The sequence below is a fragment of the Corallococcus sp. AB032C genome (assembly GCF_003668935.1).
Taxonomy (GTDB): domain Bacteria; phylum Myxococcota; class Myxococcia; order Myxococcales; family Myxococcaceae; genus Corallococcus; species Corallococcus exiguus.
This window is the reverse complement of sequence record NZ_RAWP01000036.1, coordinates 64,961-84,890: the sequence shown is the minus strand read 5'-3', so window position 1 is coordinate 84,890 and position 19,930 is coordinate 64,961. Positions and strand designations below refer to the sequence as shown.

At 69.0% G+C, this 19,930-nt stretch carries 17 protein-coding genes; 13 read left to right on the top strand and 4 right to left on the bottom strand.

Translation table 11 applies throughout. The features are described from left to right. Positions 1-111 precede the first annotated feature (111 nt). The gene (locus D7X99_RS18120) at positions 112-570 is read left to right on the top strand and encodes a DUF2267 domain-containing protein (RefSeq protein ID WP_158627028.1); all 459 of its coding nucleotides are present in this window, start codon (positions 112-114) and stop codon (positions 568-570) included. Positions 571-596: 26 nt separating this feature from the next. On the opposite strand, the gene D7X99_RS18115 is transcribed toward D7X99_RS18120, so the two are convergent. Continuing rightward, a complete protein-coding gene (locus D7X99_RS18115) occupies positions 597-2,090 on the bottom strand; it encodes an HAD-IG family 5'-nucleotidase (RefSeq protein ID WP_121778865.1) in 1,494 nt (497 codons plus the stop codon). A 159-nt stretch (positions 2,091-2,249) separates the two neighbouring features. Here D7X99_RS18115 and D7X99_RS18110 point away from each other — a divergent pair, with 159 nt between their 5' ends. Further along, positions 2,250-2,891, top strand: coding sequence for an SRPBCC family protein (locus D7X99_RS18110; RefSeq protein WP_121778864.1), 642 nt, complete (start codon positions 2,250-2,252; stop codon positions 2,889-2,891). 9 nt (positions 2,892-2,900) lie between these two features. Here D7X99_RS18110 and D7X99_RS18105 read toward each other — a convergent pair whose 3' ends face one another. Beyond that, positions 2,901-3,797 carry a LysR family transcriptional regulator gene (locus D7X99_RS18105; RefSeq protein ID WP_121778863.1) on the bottom strand — a complete coding sequence of 299 codons (897 nt, stop codon included), beginning with the start codon at positions 3,795-3,797 and terminating at the stop codon, positions 2,901-2,903. A gap of 87 nt (positions 3,798-3,884) precedes the next feature. On the opposite strand from D7X99_RS18105, the gene D7X99_RS18100 reads away from it, so the two are divergent. From D7X99_RS18100 to D7X99_RS18055, 10 genes are all read left to right on the top strand, one after another. Beyond that, the gene (locus D7X99_RS18100; RefSeq protein WP_121778862.1) at positions 3,885-4,718 is read left to right on the top strand and encodes an oxidoreductase; all 834 of its coding nucleotides are present in this window, start codon (positions 3,885-3,887) and stop codon (positions 4,716-4,718) included. 97 nt (positions 4,719-4,815) lie between these two features. After that, positions 4,816-6,957, top strand: a complete 2,142-nt coding sequence (locus D7X99_RS18095) for a caspase family protein (protein WP_121778861.1) — start codon at positions 4,816-4,818, stop codon at positions 6,955-6,957. A gap of 93 nt (positions 6,958-7,050) precedes the next feature. Next, complete coding sequence (locus D7X99_RS18090; RefSeq protein WP_121778860.1) at positions 7,051-7,725, top strand: MotA/TolQ/ExbB proton channel family protein; 675 nt, start codon at positions 7,051-7,053, stop codon at positions 7,723-7,725. Between the two features lie 2 nt (positions 7,726-7,727). Further along, positions 7,728-8,156 (top strand): biopolymer transporter ExbD, encoded by a 429-nt coding sequence (locus D7X99_RS18085; protein WP_121778859.1) that lies wholly within the window; start codon positions 7,728-7,730, stop codon positions 8,154-8,156. 4 nt (positions 8,157-8,160) lie between these two features. Further along, positions 8,161-8,946, top strand: coding sequence for an energy transducer TonB (locus D7X99_RS18080; protein WP_121778858.1), 786 nt, complete (start codon positions 8,161-8,163; stop codon positions 8,944-8,946). Between the two features lie 32 nt (positions 8,947-8,978). Continuing rightward, on the top strand, positions 8,979-11,693 hold the full coding sequence (locus tag D7X99_RS18075) for a TonB family protein (RefSeq protein WP_121778857.1): 2,715 nt from the start codon (positions 8,979-8,981) through the stop codon (positions 11,691-11,693). Beyond that, positions 11,693-12,613: a hypothetical protein gene (locus D7X99_RS18070; RefSeq protein ID WP_121778856.1), complete on the top strand. Its 921-nt coding sequence runs from the start codon at positions 11,693-11,695 to the stop codon at positions 12,611-12,613. Before D7X99_RS18075 ends, D7X99_RS18070 begins: the two co-directional genes overlap by 1 nt. A gap of 86 nt (positions 12,614-12,699) precedes the next feature. Then, positions 12,700-14,025: a hypothetical protein gene (locus D7X99_RS18065; RefSeq protein ID WP_233613491.1), complete on the top strand. Its 1,326-nt coding sequence runs from the start codon at positions 12,700-12,702 to the stop codon at positions 14,023-14,025. After that, the gene (locus D7X99_RS18060) at positions 14,015-15,589 is read left to right on the top strand and encodes a Tox-REase-5 domain-containing protein (protein ID WP_121778855.1); all 1,575 of its coding nucleotides are present in this window, start codon (positions 14,015-14,017) and stop codon (positions 15,587-15,589) included. The genes D7X99_RS18065 and D7X99_RS18060 overlap by 11 nt, the downstream gene beginning before the upstream one ends. Before the next feature lie 10 nt (positions 15,590-15,599). After that, positions 15,600-16,358 carry an immunity 52 family protein gene (locus tag D7X99_RS18055; protein ID WP_233613488.1) on the top strand — a complete coding sequence of 253 codons (759 nt, stop codon included), beginning with the start codon at positions 15,600-15,602 and terminating at the stop codon, positions 16,356-16,358. A 10-nt stretch (positions 16,359-16,368) separates the two neighbouring features. Here the strand turns inward: D7X99_RS18055 and D7X99_RS18050 are convergent, their stop codons facing one another. Next, entirely contained in the window at positions 16,369-16,827 is a 459-nt protein-coding gene (locus D7X99_RS18050) for a DUF2381 family protein (RefSeq protein ID WP_121778854.1), read from the bottom strand. An 8-nt stretch (positions 16,828-16,835) separates the two neighbouring features. Beyond that, on the bottom strand, positions 16,836-18,614 hold the full coding sequence (locus D7X99_RS18045) for a serine/threonine-protein kinase (RefSeq protein ID WP_158627027.1): 1,779 nt from the start codon (positions 18,612-18,614) through the stop codon (positions 16,836-16,838). A 257-nt stretch (positions 18,615-18,871) separates the two neighbouring features. Between D7X99_RS18045 and D7X99_RS18040 the strand changes: the two genes are divergently transcribed. After that, positions 18,872-19,903, top strand: coding sequence for a hypothetical protein (locus D7X99_RS18040; RefSeq protein WP_121778852.1), 1,032 nt, complete (start codon positions 18,872-18,874; stop codon positions 19,901-19,903). Positions 19,904-19,930: the final 27 nt, after the last annotated feature.

Sequence of the window (19,930 nt, the reverse complement as noted above, 5' to 3'; positions counted from 1 at the left end):
CGAACCCGAGCTTGCGCTTGGTGGGGCCCGCCTGCCTGCCGGGCGATGACGGGCGTTCCGGTGACCACCTTCCAGGAGGTCCCGTCCCCCCTTCGCCCAAGGTGTGCCCACATGGCCCAGGCCCATGAAACCGAAACCGAGAAGCAGGACCGCCACGCGCGGCGGCACGAAGCCCACCTGCGCGCCACCTACGCGGCGTTCATCCACCACGTCTGTGACTTGAGCGCCCTGCCTCCCGCGCTCGCGGAGTCCGCCGCAGTGTCGGTGCTGAGCGCGCTGGAGCGCCGGCTCATGCCCAACGGAGCGCGGAATCTGGAATCCCAGCTGCCGCGAATGCTGGTGGAGTTCCTGCCTCCGCCGGAGGAGCGCCCCCGGCACCCCCACCGCTTCGGTCGCGAGGAGATGATCGCCTCCGTCGCGGAGGACCTCCAGATGCCGGTGGGCCCGGCGGAGCTGGTGGTCCGCGCGGTGCTGCGCGCCTTCCAGGACCAGATATCCGAAGGCGAGGCGGACAAGGTGGCCAGCAACCTGCCCGCGGACCTGCAGGCCCTCTGGCGCCTCACGCAGTAGTCGCGAGGCGCCGCGAGGGCTCTTCGCTACTCCGCGGGGCCGCTGCCCGCGCCGTCCCCGGTGGTGAACACCGGGGTGCCGCCGGGGATGCTGGGGTCGTGCGGGAGACTGCCGCGCGGGCTGCGCAGGTAGACGAACGGCGTGGCGAAGAGGAAGTTGCTCACGCGGGACGTGTAGATGTCCGCGTAGCGCTCCACCTGCCGCGCCAGGTGGCTCTTGTCGTTGCCGGCGCGGGTGAGCAGGCCCCAGTGCGGGTTGGACAGCTCACCGGCCGCGCGGGCCATGGGGCCCAGCTCCGCGTCCAGCGCCTCCAGCTCCGCGCGCAGCTCCGTGAGGCGCGTCACCAGCTCGCTCTCCGAGATGTCCGAGCGGGGGCCGTAATGGTGGCGACGGCGCTGGAGCTCCAGGCGCACCTGGCAGCTCTCCGCCTCCAGGCGCTCCTTCTTGAGCATGCGCTCGCCAATGCGCACCTCGGTGGCGCGGAAGGCGGCGATGGCGCGCACTTCGTCCTCCAGCTCGCGCAGGATGAGCGCGGTGCGCCAGCGCAGCACGTTCTTGCTGACGTGCACGTCGCCGAACATGTGGTCGCCCACGTAGAGGATCTCGTCGCCGGACAGGCCCAGGTGCCGCTCCAGCTCCAGCGCGCTGCCGCCGAAGTAGGGCTTGCTCTTGTCGAGCGGCCCGGAGTGCGGCCGCAGCAGCGCTTCACCGTTGGCCTCCACGACCTCGAAGAGGGTGGCGCGGGTGGTGAAGAACTCGGGCTTGCGCGCGCTGACGATGACCACGTCGAAGAGCTGGCGCCAGGTCATGCCCTCGGGCAGGTGCCGGTCGAAGGCGAAGTGCATCATGGGCTCGGTGTAGGCCCACTCGCTGTTGGTGATGAGCAGCACCTTCTTGCCGGCGTTCTTCTGGTCCAGCAGCGCGAGCGGCGTCTCCGGGTCGTCGATGACGTAGCGCTCGGGGTCCGCGATGATTTCCGCCTTGAGGCGCCCCTGCATGTGCGTGGCGTCCAGGTTCTTGCGCACGTGCTCGTAGAGGTCCGCGTAGCCCATGGGGCCCGGGAGCTGGCCGGCGTCCAGGCGGTCCACGAGCTGCGCGTAGATGCAGGCCTCGGAGAGGGAGAACAGGGTGTTGAGGAACACCCAGCGGCGGTCGGCCAGGTCGATGACGGTCCGGGTATAGGCCTCGCGCTGGGACTCGAAGTCCATGGGGCGGCTGCCGTGGAGGGCCTTCTTCACGAAGCCGAAGCGGTTGGCCTTGAGGAGGTTGCCCTTGGCGGTGTCGATGATGAGGCCGCGGATGGCGAGCATCGGGTCGAACGTCAGGTCGGCCACGGGCCAGCCCTGCTCCACCAGACGGTCGCGAATGTATTCGTACGCGCGGCGTTCCCACGCTTCCACGCGGTAGTGGATGAGCGTGTAGTCCATGTCGTAGCCCACGGCCTTGATGGCGCGCATGTTGAGGGTGCGGTTGCAGAACAGACCGCGTTCGGGCGGGGGACCGGAGAGGTGAGGAGCCATGGGAGCAAGGCTTGCCAAGGCTTGCACGCAAAGTCGAGCGGCCCGTGTGCCCGAGTCGTCCCGAGGGCAGCCCCGGGTCGTCCGGGTGTCGGAAAGATGGGATACAGGTGACGCACGCGCCGCGAGGGCCGGCGGCGCGCGGAACCGAAGGGCAGACACATGTTGGGAATGACTCGGCGGTGGGGCCTGGCCCTGGCGGTGGTGCTGGCGGCGGGCGTGGCGGGGGCGCAGGAGTGGGAGACGGTGGCCACGACGCCCTTCGTGATCAAGGTGCGGCCCCGTCCGGGGACGAAGGCGAAGGACATCTGGGCGGAAGGCGAGCTCAAGGCGAGCGCCGCGCAGATCCAGGCGGCGCTGGAGGACCAGGCGTCGTACCGGCTCTTCATGCCGTACGTGAAGGAGTCGCGGGTGGTGCGGCCCACGGATGACGGCGGGCGGCTGACGTACACGCGGCTGGACCTGCCGGTGGTGTCCTCGCGCGACTACATCTGCCACGTGGTGACGGAGTCGAAGGTCGCGCCGGACGGGACGGGCGTGTACCAGCAGCGCTGGAAGGCGGAGCCGGACGCGTTCCCCGCCAGGCGGGACGTGGTGCGCCTGCGGCTGAACGAGGGCAGCTGGAAGGTGGAGCCCAAGGGCGAGGGCACGTCCTGGGTCGTCTACAAGTTCACGGTGGACCCCGGAGGTTCCGTCCCCGGGTTCCTGGCCAGCGTGGGGCAGAACGACGCGGTGGTGGACACGCTGCGCGCGGTGGAGAAGCGGGCGAAGGCGATGCCCGTGGAGCCGCCGCCGGCGAAATAGCGGGCGTCGTCAGCGCCGCCGCTTCAGCTTGAAGAAGTCGATGAGCGCCTTGAGCTTGGGCGCCACCTGGACGCGGCTCGGGTAGTAGAGGAAGAAGCCGGGGAGGGGGGTGGAGTACGGTTCGAGTACGCGCACGAGCCGCTTCTCCGCGAGCAGCTTCCGGATGCGGCTCTCCGGGACATAGGCGAGTCCCAGTCCGGCGACAGCGGCTTCCAGCACCAGCTCCGCGTCATCGAACACCACGCGGCCTTCGACGGAGACCTCGATGCGTCTGCCGCCATCGGTGAGGCCCCATCGGAGGAGGCCGCCGGTGGTCCGGCTGCGGTAGTTGATGCAGTCGTGGTCGCGCAGGTCGCGAGGGTGCTTCGGCTTGCCGCGCGCCGCGACATACGACGGCGAGCCCACCACGTGCATGACGATGTCGCCGCTCACGGGGATGGCGATCATCTCGCGGTCCACGAGCTCGCCGACGCGGAAGCCCGCGTCGAAGCCCTGCTGGACGATGTCGACGAGCGCGTCGTCCAGATGGATTTCCACGCGGATGTCGGGGTGGGTGGTGAGGAACTCCGCCAGACGCGGGCCGAGCACCTCCTGGTAGCCATAGCGGGGCAGGGTCAAGCGCAGGAGTCCCGTGGGCCGGCCGCGAAGCTCGCCCAGGGACTCGAAGGCGTCCTGCACGCCGTGCATCGCGGGTTCGAGCCGCGACAGGAAGCGCGAGCCGGCTTCGGTGAGTCCCACGCTGCGGGTGGTGCGCTGGAGGAGCCGCACGCCGACGCGTTCCTCCAGGGCGCGGAGGCTCTGGCTCACCGCGGAAGGGGTGACCCCGAGCTCCGAGGCGGCGGCGGTGAAGCTGCGTCTGCGAGCCACCGCGAGGAACGCCATGATGCCGGAGAGGTCGTCGCGCATTCCTTAGCGTAGCTACAAAGTGCATCCAGAGACGACGCGTTTCGGAGCGGAGGCCCGGGGCGTACTTCATGAGCCACGGAGGCAGTCATGAGCGCACAGGGCAAGGTCTGGTTCGTCACGGGGTCGTCGTCGGGGTTTGGCCGCAACATCGTGGAGGAGGTCATCGCGAGAGGGGAGCGCGTGGTCGCGACGGCGCGAGACCCGCGCACGCTGGAGGACCTGGTGGCGAGGGCCCCGGACCGGGTGCTCGCGGTCCGGCTGGACGTGACGAAGCCGGAGCAGGTGCAGGAGTCCATCACGGCGGCGCTGAAGCACTTCGGTGCCATCGACGTGCTGGTGAACAACGCGGGCTACACGCTGCTGGGGGCGGTGGAGGAGACGAGCGACGCGGAGCTGCGAGCGGCCTTCGAGCCGCTGTTCTTCGGAGCGGTGGCGATGACGCGAGCGGTGCTGCCGCACATGCGCGAGCGGCGGACGGGTACCCTCGTGCAGCTCTCGAGCGTGTCCGGGCTGGTCTCGTACCCGGGCGCGGGGGCGTACGGCGCGGCGAAGCACGCGCTGGAGGGTTTGTCCGAGTCACTGGCGAAGGAGGTCGCGCCGTTCGGAGTGAAGGTGCTCATCGTGGATCCGGGCATGTTCCGCACGAAGCTGCTGGGCCCCTCATTCCGGCCGATGCCGGAGCTGGCGGCCTACGCGGAGTCGCTGGGGCCCATGCGCGCCTGGGTGGCGCAGTCCGCCGGCACGCAGCCGGGTGACCCCGTGAAGGCCGCGAAGGCCATCGTGGACGCCGTGGACGCGGGCTCCCCGACGCTGCGGCTGTTCCTGGGGCCGGATGCCCCCGCGGCTGTGCGCGAGAAGCTCGCGCAGGTGCTGGACGACGTGAACCGCACGGAGCAGGTCGCGCTGTCGACGGGGTTCTGAGGCCCAGCCCTACGTGGGGCAGGGACTCGCGCCAGGACAAGCCCTTGGAGTATGAAGTCCGCCTCGCGCCCGGCCGGGGAACGCGGCGTGATTCACCATGGGCAAGAAAGCCGTCAGTTGGTGGGGGCACCTGTTCGCGCTGCTGGGCGTGGTGTGGCTGTTCGGCGCGACCCGGGCCGCTGCCGCTTCTGGCGAAGAGCCGCGCCCCGTCATCCGTCGCTACGCGCTCATCATCGGCTCGAGCGAGGGAGGCCCGGGGCGTGTACGGCTGCGCTACGCCAACTCCGATGCGCTGGCCCTCTCCCAGGTGCTGGAGGACCTGGGCGGAGTGGCCTCGGCCGATCGGCTCCTGCTGCTGGAGCCGAACCGGAACACGCTGGAGTCCTCCATCGCGCGGATGCGCCAGCTCATCGCCAGCACGCCCGCCACGGAGGCCCGGCGCGAGCTGGTGTTCTACTACTCGGGCCACTCGGACTCGGACGGCCTGCTGCCGCGCGGCGAGCGGCTGCCCTACACGGAGCTGCGCCGGCTGCTGACCGACATCCCGGTGGACGTGCGCATCGCCATCCTCGACTCGTGCGGCTCCGGCGCGCTCACCCGCTTCAAGGGCGGCGTGAACCGGCTGGCCTTCCTGTCGGACGTGTCTTCACAGGTGCGCGGGCACGCGTTCCTCGCCTCCAGCTCCGCGGACGAAGTGGCCCAGGAGGCGGACTCCATTGGCGCGTCGTTCTTCACCCACTTCCTGCTCTCCGGCCTGCGCGGCGCCGCGGACATGAACGGGGACGGCCGCGTCACGTTGGACGAGGCCTACCAGTTCGCCTACCACGAGACGCTCGCGCGCACGGAGCGGAGCCAGGGTGGTCCCCAGCACGCGGCCTATGACATGCAACTGGCGGGCAGCGGCGACCTGGTGATGACCGACCTGCGCGGCTCGCAGGCCCGGCTCGCGCTGGCGAAGGAGCTGGAGGGCCGCCTCTTCGTGCGCAACTGGGGCAACCAGCTCGTCGCGGAGCTGCAGAAGCCCGCGGGGCGGCGCCTGTCGCTCGGGTTGGAGCCAGGCCGCTACCACGTCACCCTGGAGCGTCCCTCGCAGCGCTTCGAAGCGGAGCTGGCCGTGACGGGCCGGAGCGAGGCGGAGCTCCGGGTGGGCGACTTCATCCCCATGACGCTCCAGCACACCGCCCAGCGCGGCGGAGGCGATGCGCCCGCGGAGGACCACGGCCCCGTGGACGCGCCCACCGTGCCACTGAACCTGTCCGTCGTGCCGCCGCTCGCCACCAACACGTGGCTGGGGCCTCGCAGCCTGAACCATGTCTCGTTCGGCGTACTGGGCTCGCGCTCCCTCCAGATCCGGGGCGTGGGGCTGGCGGGCGGCGTGGGCTGGGTGGATGGGACGATGGAGGGACTCCAGGCCTCGGGGCTCGCCAACGTGTCCGGCGGCGAGATGCGGGGCGGACAGGTGGCGCTTGGCGGCAACCTCGCGTTTGGCGACGGGCAGGGCGTGCAGCTCGCGGGCGTCCTCAACATCGCCGAGGGCTCCTTCACCGGGGGCCAGCTGAGCCTCACCCTCAACCGCACCGACGCGGAGATGCGCGGCTTCCAGGCCGGGATGATCAACACGTCGGAGGTGCTGAAGGGCGTGCAGGTCGGCCTCATCAACATCGGCGGGGACGTCACCGGGTCGCAGGTGGGCCTGCTCAACGTGGGCGGCGAGGTGCGCGGGGTGCAGCTGGGCCTGCTCAACATCGCGGACGACGTGACGGTGCCCCTTGGCGCGCTCAACATCGTGCGCAAGGGACGGCTGGCGTTCGAGCTCTGGACGGACGACATCGCCCAGGTGAACGTGGGCATCAAGTACGGCAGCCAGCGCGTCTACGTGCTGCTCACCCACGGCGTCCAGCCCTGGGAGAAGACGTACCGCAGCTTCGAGTTCCTGGGGCTCGGGCTCCACTTCTCCCCGACGCCGTCGGTCTACCTGGACACCGACGTGAGCCTGGGCTCGTGGAAGGCGCAGTTCTTCGGAGATGCCCCCTCGCACAGGCTCGCACGGCTGCGGCTGGTGATGGGGTGGGAGCTGAAGCGGCGGCTCGCCTTCTTCACGGGCGTCTCCCTGAACTACTACGCCGCACCCCGGGACTCCGAGGACCGCGAGGTGAGCTTCATGCCCCAGCTGTCGCTGGGAGGTGGGAATGGCGCCCACCGCATGTGGCCCGGCCTCATGCTCGGATTGCGAATCTGAGCCGCCCCGGAAAAAACGCATGGGGCCGGTGACAGATTGATTCCGGCCCGGTGTTCCCTTCGCCGCAGGTGCGTTCTCGCGAGGGGATACTTGATGTTGTCCATGGTCTTGTTCGCCCAGGTTCCGACCGAAGGCCTGGGGTGGTTGAGCGGCAAGCTGCTCGGCGTGACGATCTCCAGCGCGGAGTGGGTGCTCTGGGTGCTGGTGGTCCTGTCGGTGCTGTCCATCGCCGTCATGCTGGAGCGCTCGCTGTACTTCGCGCGCCACCGGTTGAGGGACTCGGAGACGCTGGCGCTGCGGCTGGCCCGGGGCGAGTTCGACGCGGTCCGTGAGTCGGTGAAGGGCCAGCGCGGCATGGAGGCCGCCGTCATCCTGGAGGGCCTGGACTCCTCCGGCCGGGGCGCGGACGCCGTGGAGGAGGTCATCGCCTCCATCATCGCGCGGGAGCGTCCCCAGTATGAGCGCTTCCTGTCCTTCCTGGGCACGCTGGGCAACAACGCGCCGTTCATCGGGCTGTTCGGCACGGTGCTCGGCATCATCAAGGCCTTCCACGACCTGGGCTCCATGAGCGTCAAGGGCGCGGCCATCCAGGAGACCATCATGTCCGGCATCTCCGAGGCGCTCGTCGCCACGGCGGTGGGATTGGCCGTGGCCATCCCCGCCGTCGTCGCCTTCAACGTCTTCAACCGTCAGCTCAAGACGCTCACCAGCCGCACCAACGCCCTGGGCCACGCCCTCATGGGCAACCTGCGCTCGGAGGCCCGCTAGACATGGCTGGTGGAGCCTCTGAGAACGACGAGGAGATCAGCGGCATCAACGTCACGCCGCTGGTGGACGTGGTGCTGGTGCTGCTCATCATCTTCATGGTGACGGCCAACTTCATCGTGCGGGAGACGGTGGAGGTGGACCTGCCCCGCGCCGCCAACGGCGGTGAGACGGTGCAGGGGCTGGTGAACGTGGTGCTCGACAAGGAGGGCCGCCTGTTCTTCGACGGCGCCGAGCTCAGCGAGGAGGCCCTGTCGAAGCGCATCGCGCAGGAGGTGGCCAAGGACAAGGACACCCGCGCCATCATCAGCGCCGACCAGTCGCTGCCCTACGGCCGCGTGATGCACCTCATCGACGTGGTGAAGGGGCAGGGCATCGCGAAGTTCGCCCTCAACATCCAGCAGGACGCGGCCCCCGCGAAGGCGGCGCTCTAGTCCCATGAGCCCGCTTGCCCTGGATGACGGCGCACCTGCGTTCCCACGCAGCGGCGGCTCGCGATGGCTGGTGGCCTTCATGGCCGGCTCGCTCGCGCTGCACGGCGGGGCGCTGGTGCTGCTCGATGCCCGGTCCTCGGACCGGCTCCTCCCCCAGCGCCCGGTGGAGCTGGTGATGGTGGAGGTCCAGAAGCCGCCGCCTCCTCCGGAAGAGGTGAAGGAAGAGCCCAAGCCCGAACCGCCCAAGCCGCGTGTCGTTCCGCGGCCGGTGGTGAAGGTGGCCCAGGCGCCACGGCCCATGCCGCCGCCTCCGGTGGATGCGCCACCGCCTCCCAACGACGCGCCTCCGCCCACGAAGGCCGCGCCCCTGGTGGTGGGCCTCTCCATGTCCTCCACGACGAACGCGGGGAGCTTCGCCGCGCCGGTGGGCAACACGCTGTACGGCCGCACCGCGGACAAGGCCGCCGCGCCCAAGGACGTGAAGGCCTACTCGGCGCCGAAGTACACGCCCATCTACCAGGTGGACAGCGAGCCCCAACTGGCGGGCGAGGTGAAGATTCCCTATCCGGATGAGGCCCGCCGCGCGGGCATCGAAGGCACGGTGACGCTGTCCATCACCATCAACCCCGAGGGGCGCGTGGTGGCCGCGCGCGTGGTGTCGGGCCCGGGCTACGGGCTGAACGAAGCGGCGCGCGACGCCATCCTGCGCTTCCGCTTCAAGCCGGCCATCAAGGGCGGCGAGGCCGTCTCCACCGAGATGAAGTACGCGTACACGTTCCTGCTCGACTGAGCGCCGCAGTTCCACTCCAGCACACCCCCGACATGTCCTCGAACCTGAACGCTCGAGCCGCGCTCATCGCGGCCTCGCTCCTGACGGGTGCGTCCGCGCTCGCCCAGGGCCAGCCGTCCCATCCGCCTTCCGCCAACGAAGCGGCGAAGCCCGCCCCACGGCTCACCAAGGCGCCCGTCCTGGTGAAGTCCGTGGAGGCGGCCTATCCCCCTGACGCCGCGGCGCAGGGACTCACCGCAGACGTGAAGCTGATCATCACCATCGCGGAGGACGGCACCGTCTCCGACGCGCGGCCCGCCGAACCGGTGGGCCATGGCTTCGACGAGGCCGCCATCGAAGCGGTGCGCGCCTTCCAGTTCTCCCCCGCGGAGGTGGACGGCGTGCCGGCCCCCGTGCAGGTGGAGTACGTCTACCACTTCACCCTCTCCGCGCCCGCCGCATCCCCGGACGCTCCGGCCGAGGAGGTGGAGAAGCCCCGGGCCACGCTCACCGGTCAGCTCATCTCGCGAGGCAGCCGCTCGCGCGTGGCGGGGGCCACCGTGCGCTGCGGAGACGACCCGGAGGCGCCCGAAGCGCTCTCGGACGAGGAGGGACGCTTCTCGCTCCAGGTCGAGCCGGGCGAGTGCGCGGTGCGCGTGGTGGCGTCGAACTTCCAGCTCTACCAGACGACGGAGACGCTGAAGCCGGGGGAGACGACGGAGATCGTCTTCTACCTGGTGCCCAAGGGCGGCGCCTTCGAGACGGTGGTGCGTTCGGAGCGGCCGAAGAAGGAGGTGGTCCGCCGCACGGTGTCCCGCGAGGAGGCGCAGAAGACGCCGGGCACCTTCGGTGACCCCATCCGCGTCATCCAGGCGCTGCCGGGCGTCGCGCGCGCGCCGTTCAGCTCGGGCGACCTGCTGGTGCGCGGCTCCAACCCGGGACAGTCCGCCACGCTGATGGACGGCGTGCGGATTCCCCTGCTGTTCCACCTGCTGGGCGGGCCCTCGGTGGTCAACGCGGAGTTCATCGACTCGCTCGACTTCTACCCGGGCGGCTACGGCAGCCAGTACGGCCGCGCGGTGGGCGGCGTGGTGGACGTGGCCACGCGCAAGGGCGCCAGCGACACGGTGCACGGCTCGGTGAAGGTGGACCTGCTGGACGCGGGCTTCTTCCTGGAGGCCCCCATCACGGACGGCGTCAGCGTGGCCGCGGCGGCCCGGCGCTCGTACGTGGATGCGCTGCTGCCGCTCGTCCTCCCGAAGGAGGAGGGGAGCACGCTGTCGGTGGTGCCGCGCTACTGGGACTACCAGCTCCGCGTGGATCTGGGCTCGCGCTCCAAGGAAGCGCCGGTGCCTGGGGCCGGGCGCAGCACCGGCTACATCATGGCTTTCGGCGCGGATGATCAGCTCTCCATCGTGTCGTCCGGCGACGGGCAGTCGAGGGACATCGAGCTGGGCACCCACACCCAGTTCCATCGCATCAAGGGCGACTGGACGTACCGGCGCGGCGACTTCACCTCTGTCTTCACGCCCTACGTGGGCCTGGACAAGGTCAGCACGGAGCTGGGGTCCTACCAGGAGGACGACCGCATCTACTCCGCGGGGGCGCGCCAGACGCTGTCACTGGAGCTGTCCTCCGCGCTCACGATGCGCACGGGCGTGGATGCGTACTTCGAGCACGTGGTGGTGTCCGCGCTGCTCCCCATCTCCGGGGGCACCGACTACGTGCCCTTCCCCGGCGCCGAGCCCCAGACCCAGTTGCAGCGCAAGGCCATCACGCTCAACGGCTTCGACGGTGGCGTCTTCTGGGAGGCGGACCTGACGTGGGGCGCGTTCACGCTCACCCCGGGCGTGCGAGGCAACCTCCAGCACGTCAACGGCACGGACAACCTGGCGTTGGATCCACGGCTCTGGCTCCGGTACGCGGCCAGCGAGCGGACCGCGCTGAAGGGCTCCGCGGGCCTCTACAGCCAGCACGCGGAGACGTATCAGTTCATCCCGCTGCCGTATGGCAATCCCAGACTCGGGTATCAGCGGGCCTTCCAGGCGAGCCTCGGCGTGGAGCAACGCCTCACGGACGCGGTGAACGTGGACGTGACGGGCTTCTTCAACCGCCGCTTCAAGAACGTCGTGGCGCCCGGGCAGCTCCTCACCCAGGAAGGGGGCGGACTCCTCCAGGAGCGCTTCAGCAACGACGGCATCGGCAAGGCGATGGGCGTGGAGTTGATGGTGAAGAAGGACCGGCTCTCTCCCACCGACAAGTGGAATGGCTGGCTCTCGTACACCTTCAGCCACGCCGAGGACGGACGCGCCGGACCGTTGCCCGCAGTCACGGGGGGCTCCACCGCGAACGCGGAGGACCAGGCCTACGGCCTGAGCCCGTGGGACCAGACGCACATCCTGACGTTGGTGGCCGGCTACCTGCTGGGCAACGGCTGGGAGGTGGGCGGCCGCTTCCGCTACACCACGGGCCGGCCCACCACGCCGCTCCAGCACTCCTACGACGTGTTCCGGGGAGATGGGAACCGCTTCGAGCCGACGCCGGGGCCCTACTTCTCCGCGCGCTCCAGCAGCTTCCACCAACTGGACATGCGCGTGGACAAGAGCTGGCGCTTCGAGAACTGGACGCTCACCACCTACTTGGATGTGCAGAACCTCTACAACCGGAAGAACGCCGAGTTCGACCTCGACGACTACCGCTACCGCGGCAAGTACGAACTGCCGGGCATCCCGCTGCTCCCCGTCGTGGGTGTGAAAGGAAGCTTCTGATGAAGGCCCTTGTGACGTGCGGCATGGTGCTCGCGTTGGGCGCCGTGGGGTGTGTGGATCCGGAGGACTCGCCGGACCGGGTGCATGACTTCCGAGTGCTCGGGCTCGCCACCGAGCGCCCGGAGTTGATGGCCCCCAGTTGTGACTTCACGGAGGCGGACCTGGACGCGCTGCGCGAGCCGGTGACGTTCCGCGCGCTGCTGGCGGATCCATCTGGAGACGGACGCACCATCCAGTACACGCTCTGGGCCTGCGCGGACGTGGACGACACCACGTGCGCGGACACCGCCAACCGCGTGCAATTGGCGGAAGGCTCCACCGCGGAGCGCGAGCTGTCGGTCACCATCCGCCCTGGCGATACGCAGGCCGCGGACGGCACTCCGCTGCTGGTGCGCGTGCGGGAGAAGGATCCGTATCAGGGGCTGGGCGGGCTGCGCATGCCCCTGGTGCTCCACGCTCGTGCGGGCGACGAGGCGGTGTACGCGCAGAAGCTGATGGTCTTCTCGTGCCCACTCGTGGAGGGGATGACCGCGAACGTGAACCCGGAGCTGCCCGGGCTGAGGCTCGACGACGCTCCGTGGGCAGCGGACGCGGTCCTGGAGATGAAGGGCGGAGGGCCCTTCGTGATCACCGTGGATGACGTGACGGGGCTGGAGGAGCACTACGTGGTGCTGGGGCTGGAGTCCGGGGCGGTGGCGCTCACGGAGGCGTGGAAGGTGTCCTGGCACGCCACGTTCGGCGAGTTCTCCGACAAGGAGACGGGCGGCGCGGACTTCGGCGGAGAAGTCGGCCGCCACCGCACGGAGTGGGAGCCACCCGAGGAGGGAGGCGACGCGCGGGAGATCACCTTCTGGGCCGTCGTGCGGGACGGGCGCGGCGGACAGTCGTGGCTCAGCCGCCGGGCGCGCTGGGATCCCTGAGGTTCTGAGCCGCGCGGTGTTGTCGGACTCGGCGACTATGACCGGGGCTGCTCCCCATTGGGGGACGCAGCCAGGAGTCGCGAGCGATGGAATGCCGCCGGTGGGTGGTGCTGTGGCTGGGGCTCCTGCCGGTGTTGGCAGGGGCTGCCTCATCCCCCGGCTTGGAGGCGGCACCGGTCGCGGAACGCTCGGTGTATTCGCTGACGCGGTTGGAGGTGACGACCCTCGCGCTGCTGCCACGTACAGATGCGGGCGCGGATGAAGGCTTCGCCCAGGTCGAGCCCACGCTCATCCTCGACGGTGGCCCGGAGCTCGGCATCAGTCTGGGGGCTCCCGTCCGGTTGCGGTTGTGGGGCGGCGAAAAAGGCGCAGGCCATCTCCGGCGCGAGGACTGGGACAGTCTCTCCGACTGGGGCCAGCTCTTGCGTGCCCTCAAGCTGGGCTCGGACGCCTCGCCCGTGGGTGTCTGGTTGGGAGCCCTGGAGGACTACAGCCTGCTGTCGGCGCATCTGGTGCGCCGCTACTCCAACCGGACGAACCCCGACTATCACCCGGCGGGAGGCTTCCTCACGGGCACCCTGGGGCCGCTCTACACGGAAGCCTTCGTCTCGGATGTGCTGGGCGCGCGGTTGATGGGCGCGGAGCTCTCGCTGGACGTTCAGCACCTCCTCTTCGGACGAGGCCGCGAACCCGGGCGCTACACGCTCGCCGTCTCCGCCGTGCACGATTGGGGACGGGCCGGAGGACGTACGTCCGGAGTGACGCTGGCGCATCTGGACGGAACGGCGGTGGTGCTGACGCGTCCGGGCCTGGAAGCGCACCTGCTGATGGGATGGGGAGGACGGCCAGGTGAAGGGGGCGCGTGGGGCGCGGTGGTGGGAGCTGGCGCGGACGCGGAGACACCCACGATGGACCTCTCGTTGCGGCTGGAGGTGCGCAGGCAGCACGGAGGCTTCCGGCAGGGCTTCTTCGGCCCGGACTACGAGCTGGCCCGCTTTCGAACGGCGGGCCCGGACGGCGCCCCGCTGGCGACGGCTTCCTTCCCGGATGGCTACTCCCTCCAGGGTGAGGTGCGGGCGGGCTGGGATGCCGTGAGCTACGGCGGTCTGCAACGGCACCTGAAGTTGTCGCTGAGCGCGGAGGCCTTCACCTGGGGCCGTGTGGACGTGGACGGGCGCGTGGCGGTGCAGCTCCTGGGACGCGACCTGGAAGTGGCATTGAAGGGCCTGGGGGTGGGGCTGGGTCATCCCGGAGCCCGCTACCTGGGAGCGGCGGAAGCACGTTGGCGGATCCTCGCGGGGAAGCTCTACGTGATGGGCACGGGAGGCACGCTGTTGTTCCCGGACGGGGACGGAGCGCTCCGGCCTGGAGCCTTCGCTTCAGTGGGCCTGGGGGTGGACAATGCGCGCTGAAGCGCTGTGGGTGTGCCTGGCCGTTCTCGTCACCGGCTGCACGCCGCTGCGGCCCGTGTCCGGCAGGAGCCTGAGCTACGCGCCACGCACGGTCGCGGTTGAGACATCCCCTGAAGCATCCTCGCACGCAGCCGTCGTCGAGCCCGCGGAGGAGATGCCTCGGCTGCACCGTCGCAAGGCCATTCGCCAAGAGGGAACGGGCGCGAGTCCAGGCCGTGTGGCCGTGGCCGCGAGTCCGGCACTCCAGGAGGATGTCTGGGAGAAGTTGCTGACGGACGCGGGGCTGGAAGCGGGCGACGAACGGCCGCTGCCGGGAGGATCGCTCACCTCCATGCAGGCGGCGCGGCTCCTGACCCTGCTGCTGCGCAAGCCCGTGACGCTGGGAACGTTTCCCGCCCGTATGGCCGTGGGACAGGTGTTGCGAGAGGTGCTGGCGGAAGGCGCGGTGTCGCGCGACGACCTGTCGCGCAAGGTCGAGCGCTACAGCCGGGTCGCGGTGTTGCGGCCAGACGGCTACCTGGCCTGGGTGTGGAATGGCCGCACGCAGCAGAAGGCCGGAGCCGTGGAGTGGAAGGACGGCGCGTTCCGGGCAGGCCCCTTCGAGCTGGGCCGCTTCTACGTGAGCAATGGCTTCGTCTTCCAGCTCGCGGACGAACAGATGGCGCCGGTGAACGGCCCGGTGTTCGTCGAGGTGTATGACGACGCCGACGTCATTGGCAGGACGCTGGACGGGGCGGAAGCCGCGGTCGTGAAGCTGGCGCTCGCGCTGGGGAAGTTCTTCACGTACCCATTGGACAGCGTCACCGCGTTGAAGGACCTGCCCGCGGGAGTGGCCGCGCTCCTCGCGTCATCGCCCGAATACTTCGAACGCTTCCGGTTCATGTCCCGAGGCGACCAGATGCGGACCGTGGCCGAGCTGGCCACGAACCTCATCCTGACGACAGGCTCCGCGACATCCGCGACGCGAACAGTGACAGGGGCAATGACGGGTGCCGAAGCAACGGTGCCGGTTCTGTCGTTGTCAGCTCAAGGGGCGCTCGCCTTCGAGCGCGTCGCGGTACCCGTAGGCCGCGCGGCCTCGGTCCTGGGAGGAGGTCCGGGGGCGGCCATCATCCTCCAGCGTGCGTCCACGGCGACGCAGGGAGGCGCACCGTCCAAGGGGCCCGGCCAGTGGGGGCCCGTGAAGGAGTCCATGAAGCCGCGTGCCCGGCGCTACCAGGAGCAGATCACAGGGCACTCAGCGGACGAGGCGTACTGGGTGGGAGGCACCAGCACGCAAGCGGGTGGAGTGAAGTTCGACGGCTTCAAGGACGGCGTGCTACTGGAGGCCAAGGGGCCCGGCTACGCGAAGTTCTTCGATGGGCTGGAGCCCAAGGCGTGGTTCAAGAATTCAGGTGCGGCTGACCTTGTTGCACAAGCAAAGCGCCAGAATGAAATCGTTCGAGGCATGGGTATCCTCATTGAGTGGCATGTGGCGGAAGCCGGGGCCGCCCAGGCCATTGAATGGTTGCTTGAGAGCGAAACCATCAGCGTTATCAAGGTCATCCACACCCCAGTGCGCTGAGGAGAAACGCGTGACCGCAAGCTTCGAAACCACAACCTGGCCTGAGATGTACTACGCAGGTGCCTATTGGGGACCGCGCGAGGAATCTCCCGAAGAGTGCGCGCGGCGCACGGCGGAGTTTCTCAACTTGCTTTCGCCGTACGATCCGCTCCTGGCAACTTGGTACAGGCCTACCCGGTCACTCAAGGACGTGCGCAAGTACCCGCTGATGCCACCTGACCTCAGCACTCTCACGGAGTTGTTCCGACGCGGGGTGAATCGAGAAAGGGGCGGGCCGGTCTTTGCATCGCTCGGCTTTAGTTTCTCGTTTGGCAATGGCGGGCTGGAGACTGACGGTGTGCACCTGCGAATGACTTGTGGCTGTTACAGTGAGGTCAATGCCAACGTCTGTGTCATGTCCCTTCCGAGTAAGGGCCCCCATACAGAGCGGCTGATGTCAGTGCCCGTGTTGAGCGGAGTGCTGCGTAGCATGGCGCTCGCTCTCGACCCTGACTGGGCTGTCGCTGGATCTCATGAATACCGCAAGCAGATGAACGCGGACTCGACAGCAGGTGCGTTCGTCGGTTGGGTCACGTACCAGTCGCGACGCCGGGGGACAGTGCCACCGCTTCCCGCGCCAGTCCGCATCGAGCCTGTTGAGGACAAGGGCGCGCTCATCATCCTCTCGCCAGAGCGCATCTCCGCGAGAAACCCCGAGCATGTCGAGCAGGGCCACCGTATCGGAGCACTGCTGGCCAAAGCAGGCCTCATGCGGCCCGTCATGCCCTGACCCTTGTGAATCAGATGGAAGGAAATTGCACTCTTGGCAGGACGAGCAGCCGTGTGCCTTCCGCGTCCAAGAGTTCCAGCGTGTAGACACCGCGAGCCTCACGTGCCTGTGCTTCTGCTTCCACGATGATCTGGGCGGCCTCGGTTCCGGGCTCGGGAACCACCTCGCGCACTTCCACGACCCTCAGGGTTTGATGATTCGGACCGCTGAGACTCGCCTTGGCGGCCTTGCCTGGCAGGGGCGTCCGCCCGGAGAACTCCAACTGCACCGCGACCCGGCGTGCGGAGCGGAAGGTCCTGACCTGGAACATCGCGTCCAAGGAGGACACTTCGGGTGCCTTCAGCTGCAACGTCCGGACTCCCTTTTGATCCAGGAGTGCTTCGGACAGCATCGCTGCCAGTCCCACGTCGGAACATGTCTGCTCGGAAAGCGGAGTGGCTGCGAGGAACGGAATCAGGAACAGGAGCACGTGTCCTCCTATTCGTCGTATCGCCACACACTCCGTACGGACATCATGTTGGGAACAACGGCGGTGTTCTCGTCTCCTCCTTCGCTGCGGGGAACGCCACGTGTCATGTCATCCAGGAACCAGAGCTCGATACAGACGGGAAATGTTTCACCGGTCTTGTTCTGACGAAGTTGCGTGAATCGTCCGTAGACCCGCTTGGAACCCACGTAGATCGTGCCCGTGAGCATGGAGCCGTGCCTCACGCGTCCCTCGGTACCGAGGGTGTACACAGCGGCACGTCCCTCGCGGACGGTGACGAAGTCGGAGCGCGTATTCGGGTCGAATTTGCCGGCCCACTGGATGCTATCAACCTTGAGCGCCGTCATGGCTGCCTTTGCATCCTCCGGACAGTCCTCGGCGGGAGGCGTGGGCCTGTCCACCAGGGGCGCGCCGGCGCAGGCCATGCCCGCCATGCAGGACGCAATCGTCGCGGCCTTGAGCACACGAGCGGGTTTCGGAGACGGCGGGGCAGGGGGCTTGGTCGTCACGGGAGCGTGTTCCTCTTTCTGCGCTGCCACGGGGGCGGCGACGGGAACACTGTGCGGGCGGTCCGGCGTGATCGCCAATTTATGACCAGCAGGGGCGGAAACACTCTCTGGGACCTGGGGGGTTGTATGTCGAGTCCAGCCCCGAAGCAGGACCTCCCAGGTCCCGGGTCCCGCCAGCAGCAATCCCAGGCACACCACCACGCCCACCCACCCCCAGGCCGGGAACCGACGCGGGGCCACCGGCTCGGGAACAGGCCGGGGCCTTGGCGCGGGCTTCAGGTACGGCTGCGCGGGCCACGTCGGACGGCGGATCTGATTCGGCGTGCCCGGAATCTCATCGAAGAGGTGCGCCTCGAACGCCGTCGCTCCACCGGAGAGCAGCCCCCGCATCAGCTCCGAGTGCGCAGCCTCCCCCGTGCGCGGCCGCTGCTCCGGCTCCTTCTCCAGCAACCGCAGGATGGCCCTCGACAGGGGCTCCGGCACCTGGGGGTTGATGTCCCGCGGAGACGGCGGCAGCCGCTCCGTGATGGCCACCGCGAGCAGCTCCGGTTCCTGCCCCGGCGGGAACGGGTAGTGCCCTGTCACGGCCCGGTACAGGCACACGCCCAGGGCATACAGGTCATCCGCCTCCCGGTAGGGATAGCGCAACTCCGGCTGCCTCCAGTGGCGCTGCTGGAAGCGGATGGCCTCCGGACTTCGCAGGTGCAGCGTCCCCGGGGGCAGGGTGGTGGTCGTGAGCGTCGCGGCCCCCGTCTGGTCACCCGCCCCGAAGTCGATGAGCACCGGCACCTGCTCCCTCGCGCGGATCAGGATGTGCTCCGGCTTCAGGTCGCGGTGCAGCACGCCTCGCGCATGCAGCACTCCCAGTGTCATCGCCACCGAGCCGCCCACCATCGCCACCTGGCGGAACGTGGGGTTGACCGTCTCCACCCAGAGGTGGAGCGCCATCCCCTCCACGCAGTCCATGACGAAGTACGGCAGCCCCTCCACCGGATCCGGCCACCGTCCCGTGGCATGCACCCGCACCACGTTCGGATGCCACGCCCGGTCCAACAACAGCGCCATCTCCCGCAGCGCCCGGGCCGGGTCCGGATGCAGCGACAGCTTGAGCGCGAAGCTCCGCCCCGGCGCGTCCAGCGGCTCCACCCGGTAGACCGCGCCGTACCCGCCCACTCCCAGCGTCCCCTGCACGCACCAGCGCCCCACCACCGCGCCGGGCTGGAGCGCCCCCGGGAACACCTGTGACCCTTCCTGACCCATGGACTCCCAGGGTCGCATGAACTCCACTCAACCTGGAAGGTCTCCCGGAACAGAGTGCCGGAGACAACCCTGGGTCCGTGTGTTCTCACGTCAGGAAGTCTCGCCTCGTGGAACCAGGCGGAACGCTGTCAGCGGAACAGAGGGGCGGTGACCGAAATGTGACACGAAGAGGGCGCGCATCGGGCCGGTGGTGTCAGACGGATTTGATGTATTAAGCCGCGTCTCATCGCAGCTCTCCCCCCATTCAGGAGTTCCTGATGCGTCGTATTGGCTCAGCCCTTCTCGCCGTGAGCATGCTCGTTGGTTGCGGTCCTGGTACCCAGGCGGAGACTCCCCCCGAGTCCGCCCCGGCCGCCGAGCAGCAGCAGCAGGCCCCCATCCTCACCACGACGAACGTCGACGTGGCCATCGAGTGCTCCGGCATCCTCGAGTTCGCGAACACGGCGTCGTACTCGCTCCTCGACCGCTACCTGCCCAGCAACGTGGTCACCAACCTCGTGAACCGCCGCGCCACCACGCCGTTCACGTCGCTGGCGGACCTGTCCACCGTGCCGCTCGTCGGCCCGGCCCGGCTCAAGCAGCTGGAGGGCGGTGCCCGGACCCTGGACTTCATCGACGCGGACTGTGTCGGCATCGTGGATGGCATCGCCATCTCCCGTGACGACCAGACCGCCATCGTCGCGCTGGTGAACAGCATCGACGACTCGGAGCTGCACGACGTCCTGCCGAACGCGTGGAACGGCGCCGTGAACCTGCTCAACGCGCGCCCCTTCACCACCGCGCAGCAGATCGCCGACACGGCGGGCATCGGTGACGTGAGCTTCCGCAACATCCGCAACTCCGCCACCCTGAGCCGCCCGCTGGAGGCGCTCTTCACCGCCATCAACGCCGTCCCCTCCAACGGCTCCTACGGCGCCACCACCCTGCGCCACTTCGACTGGTGGAACATCGCGTCCGCCAACCACTACTACCGCGACGACAAGACCTGCTTCGGCCTGGAGCCCACCAGCGTCCCCTACGGCGCCTCCATCCGTCCGAACCTGGCCGACGCCGCCGAGGTGCGCGCCGAGGTCCAGCGCGCCTTCAACTACGTCAACGGCAACGCCCACGTCTCCCCCACGGTCCGTGACGCGGGCCTCGCGAACCTGAACGCGCTGACCCAGGGCCGCTCCTTCAAGGGCTGCATCATCACCTACGAGAACGACCCCTGGAGCCGCAACACCGTCCACATCTACGTGGACACCACGAACGGCTTCAGCGTGATGACCGAGACCTGGTGGGCGGAGTAGTCCTCCCCACCTGACGTCCCTGCCGTC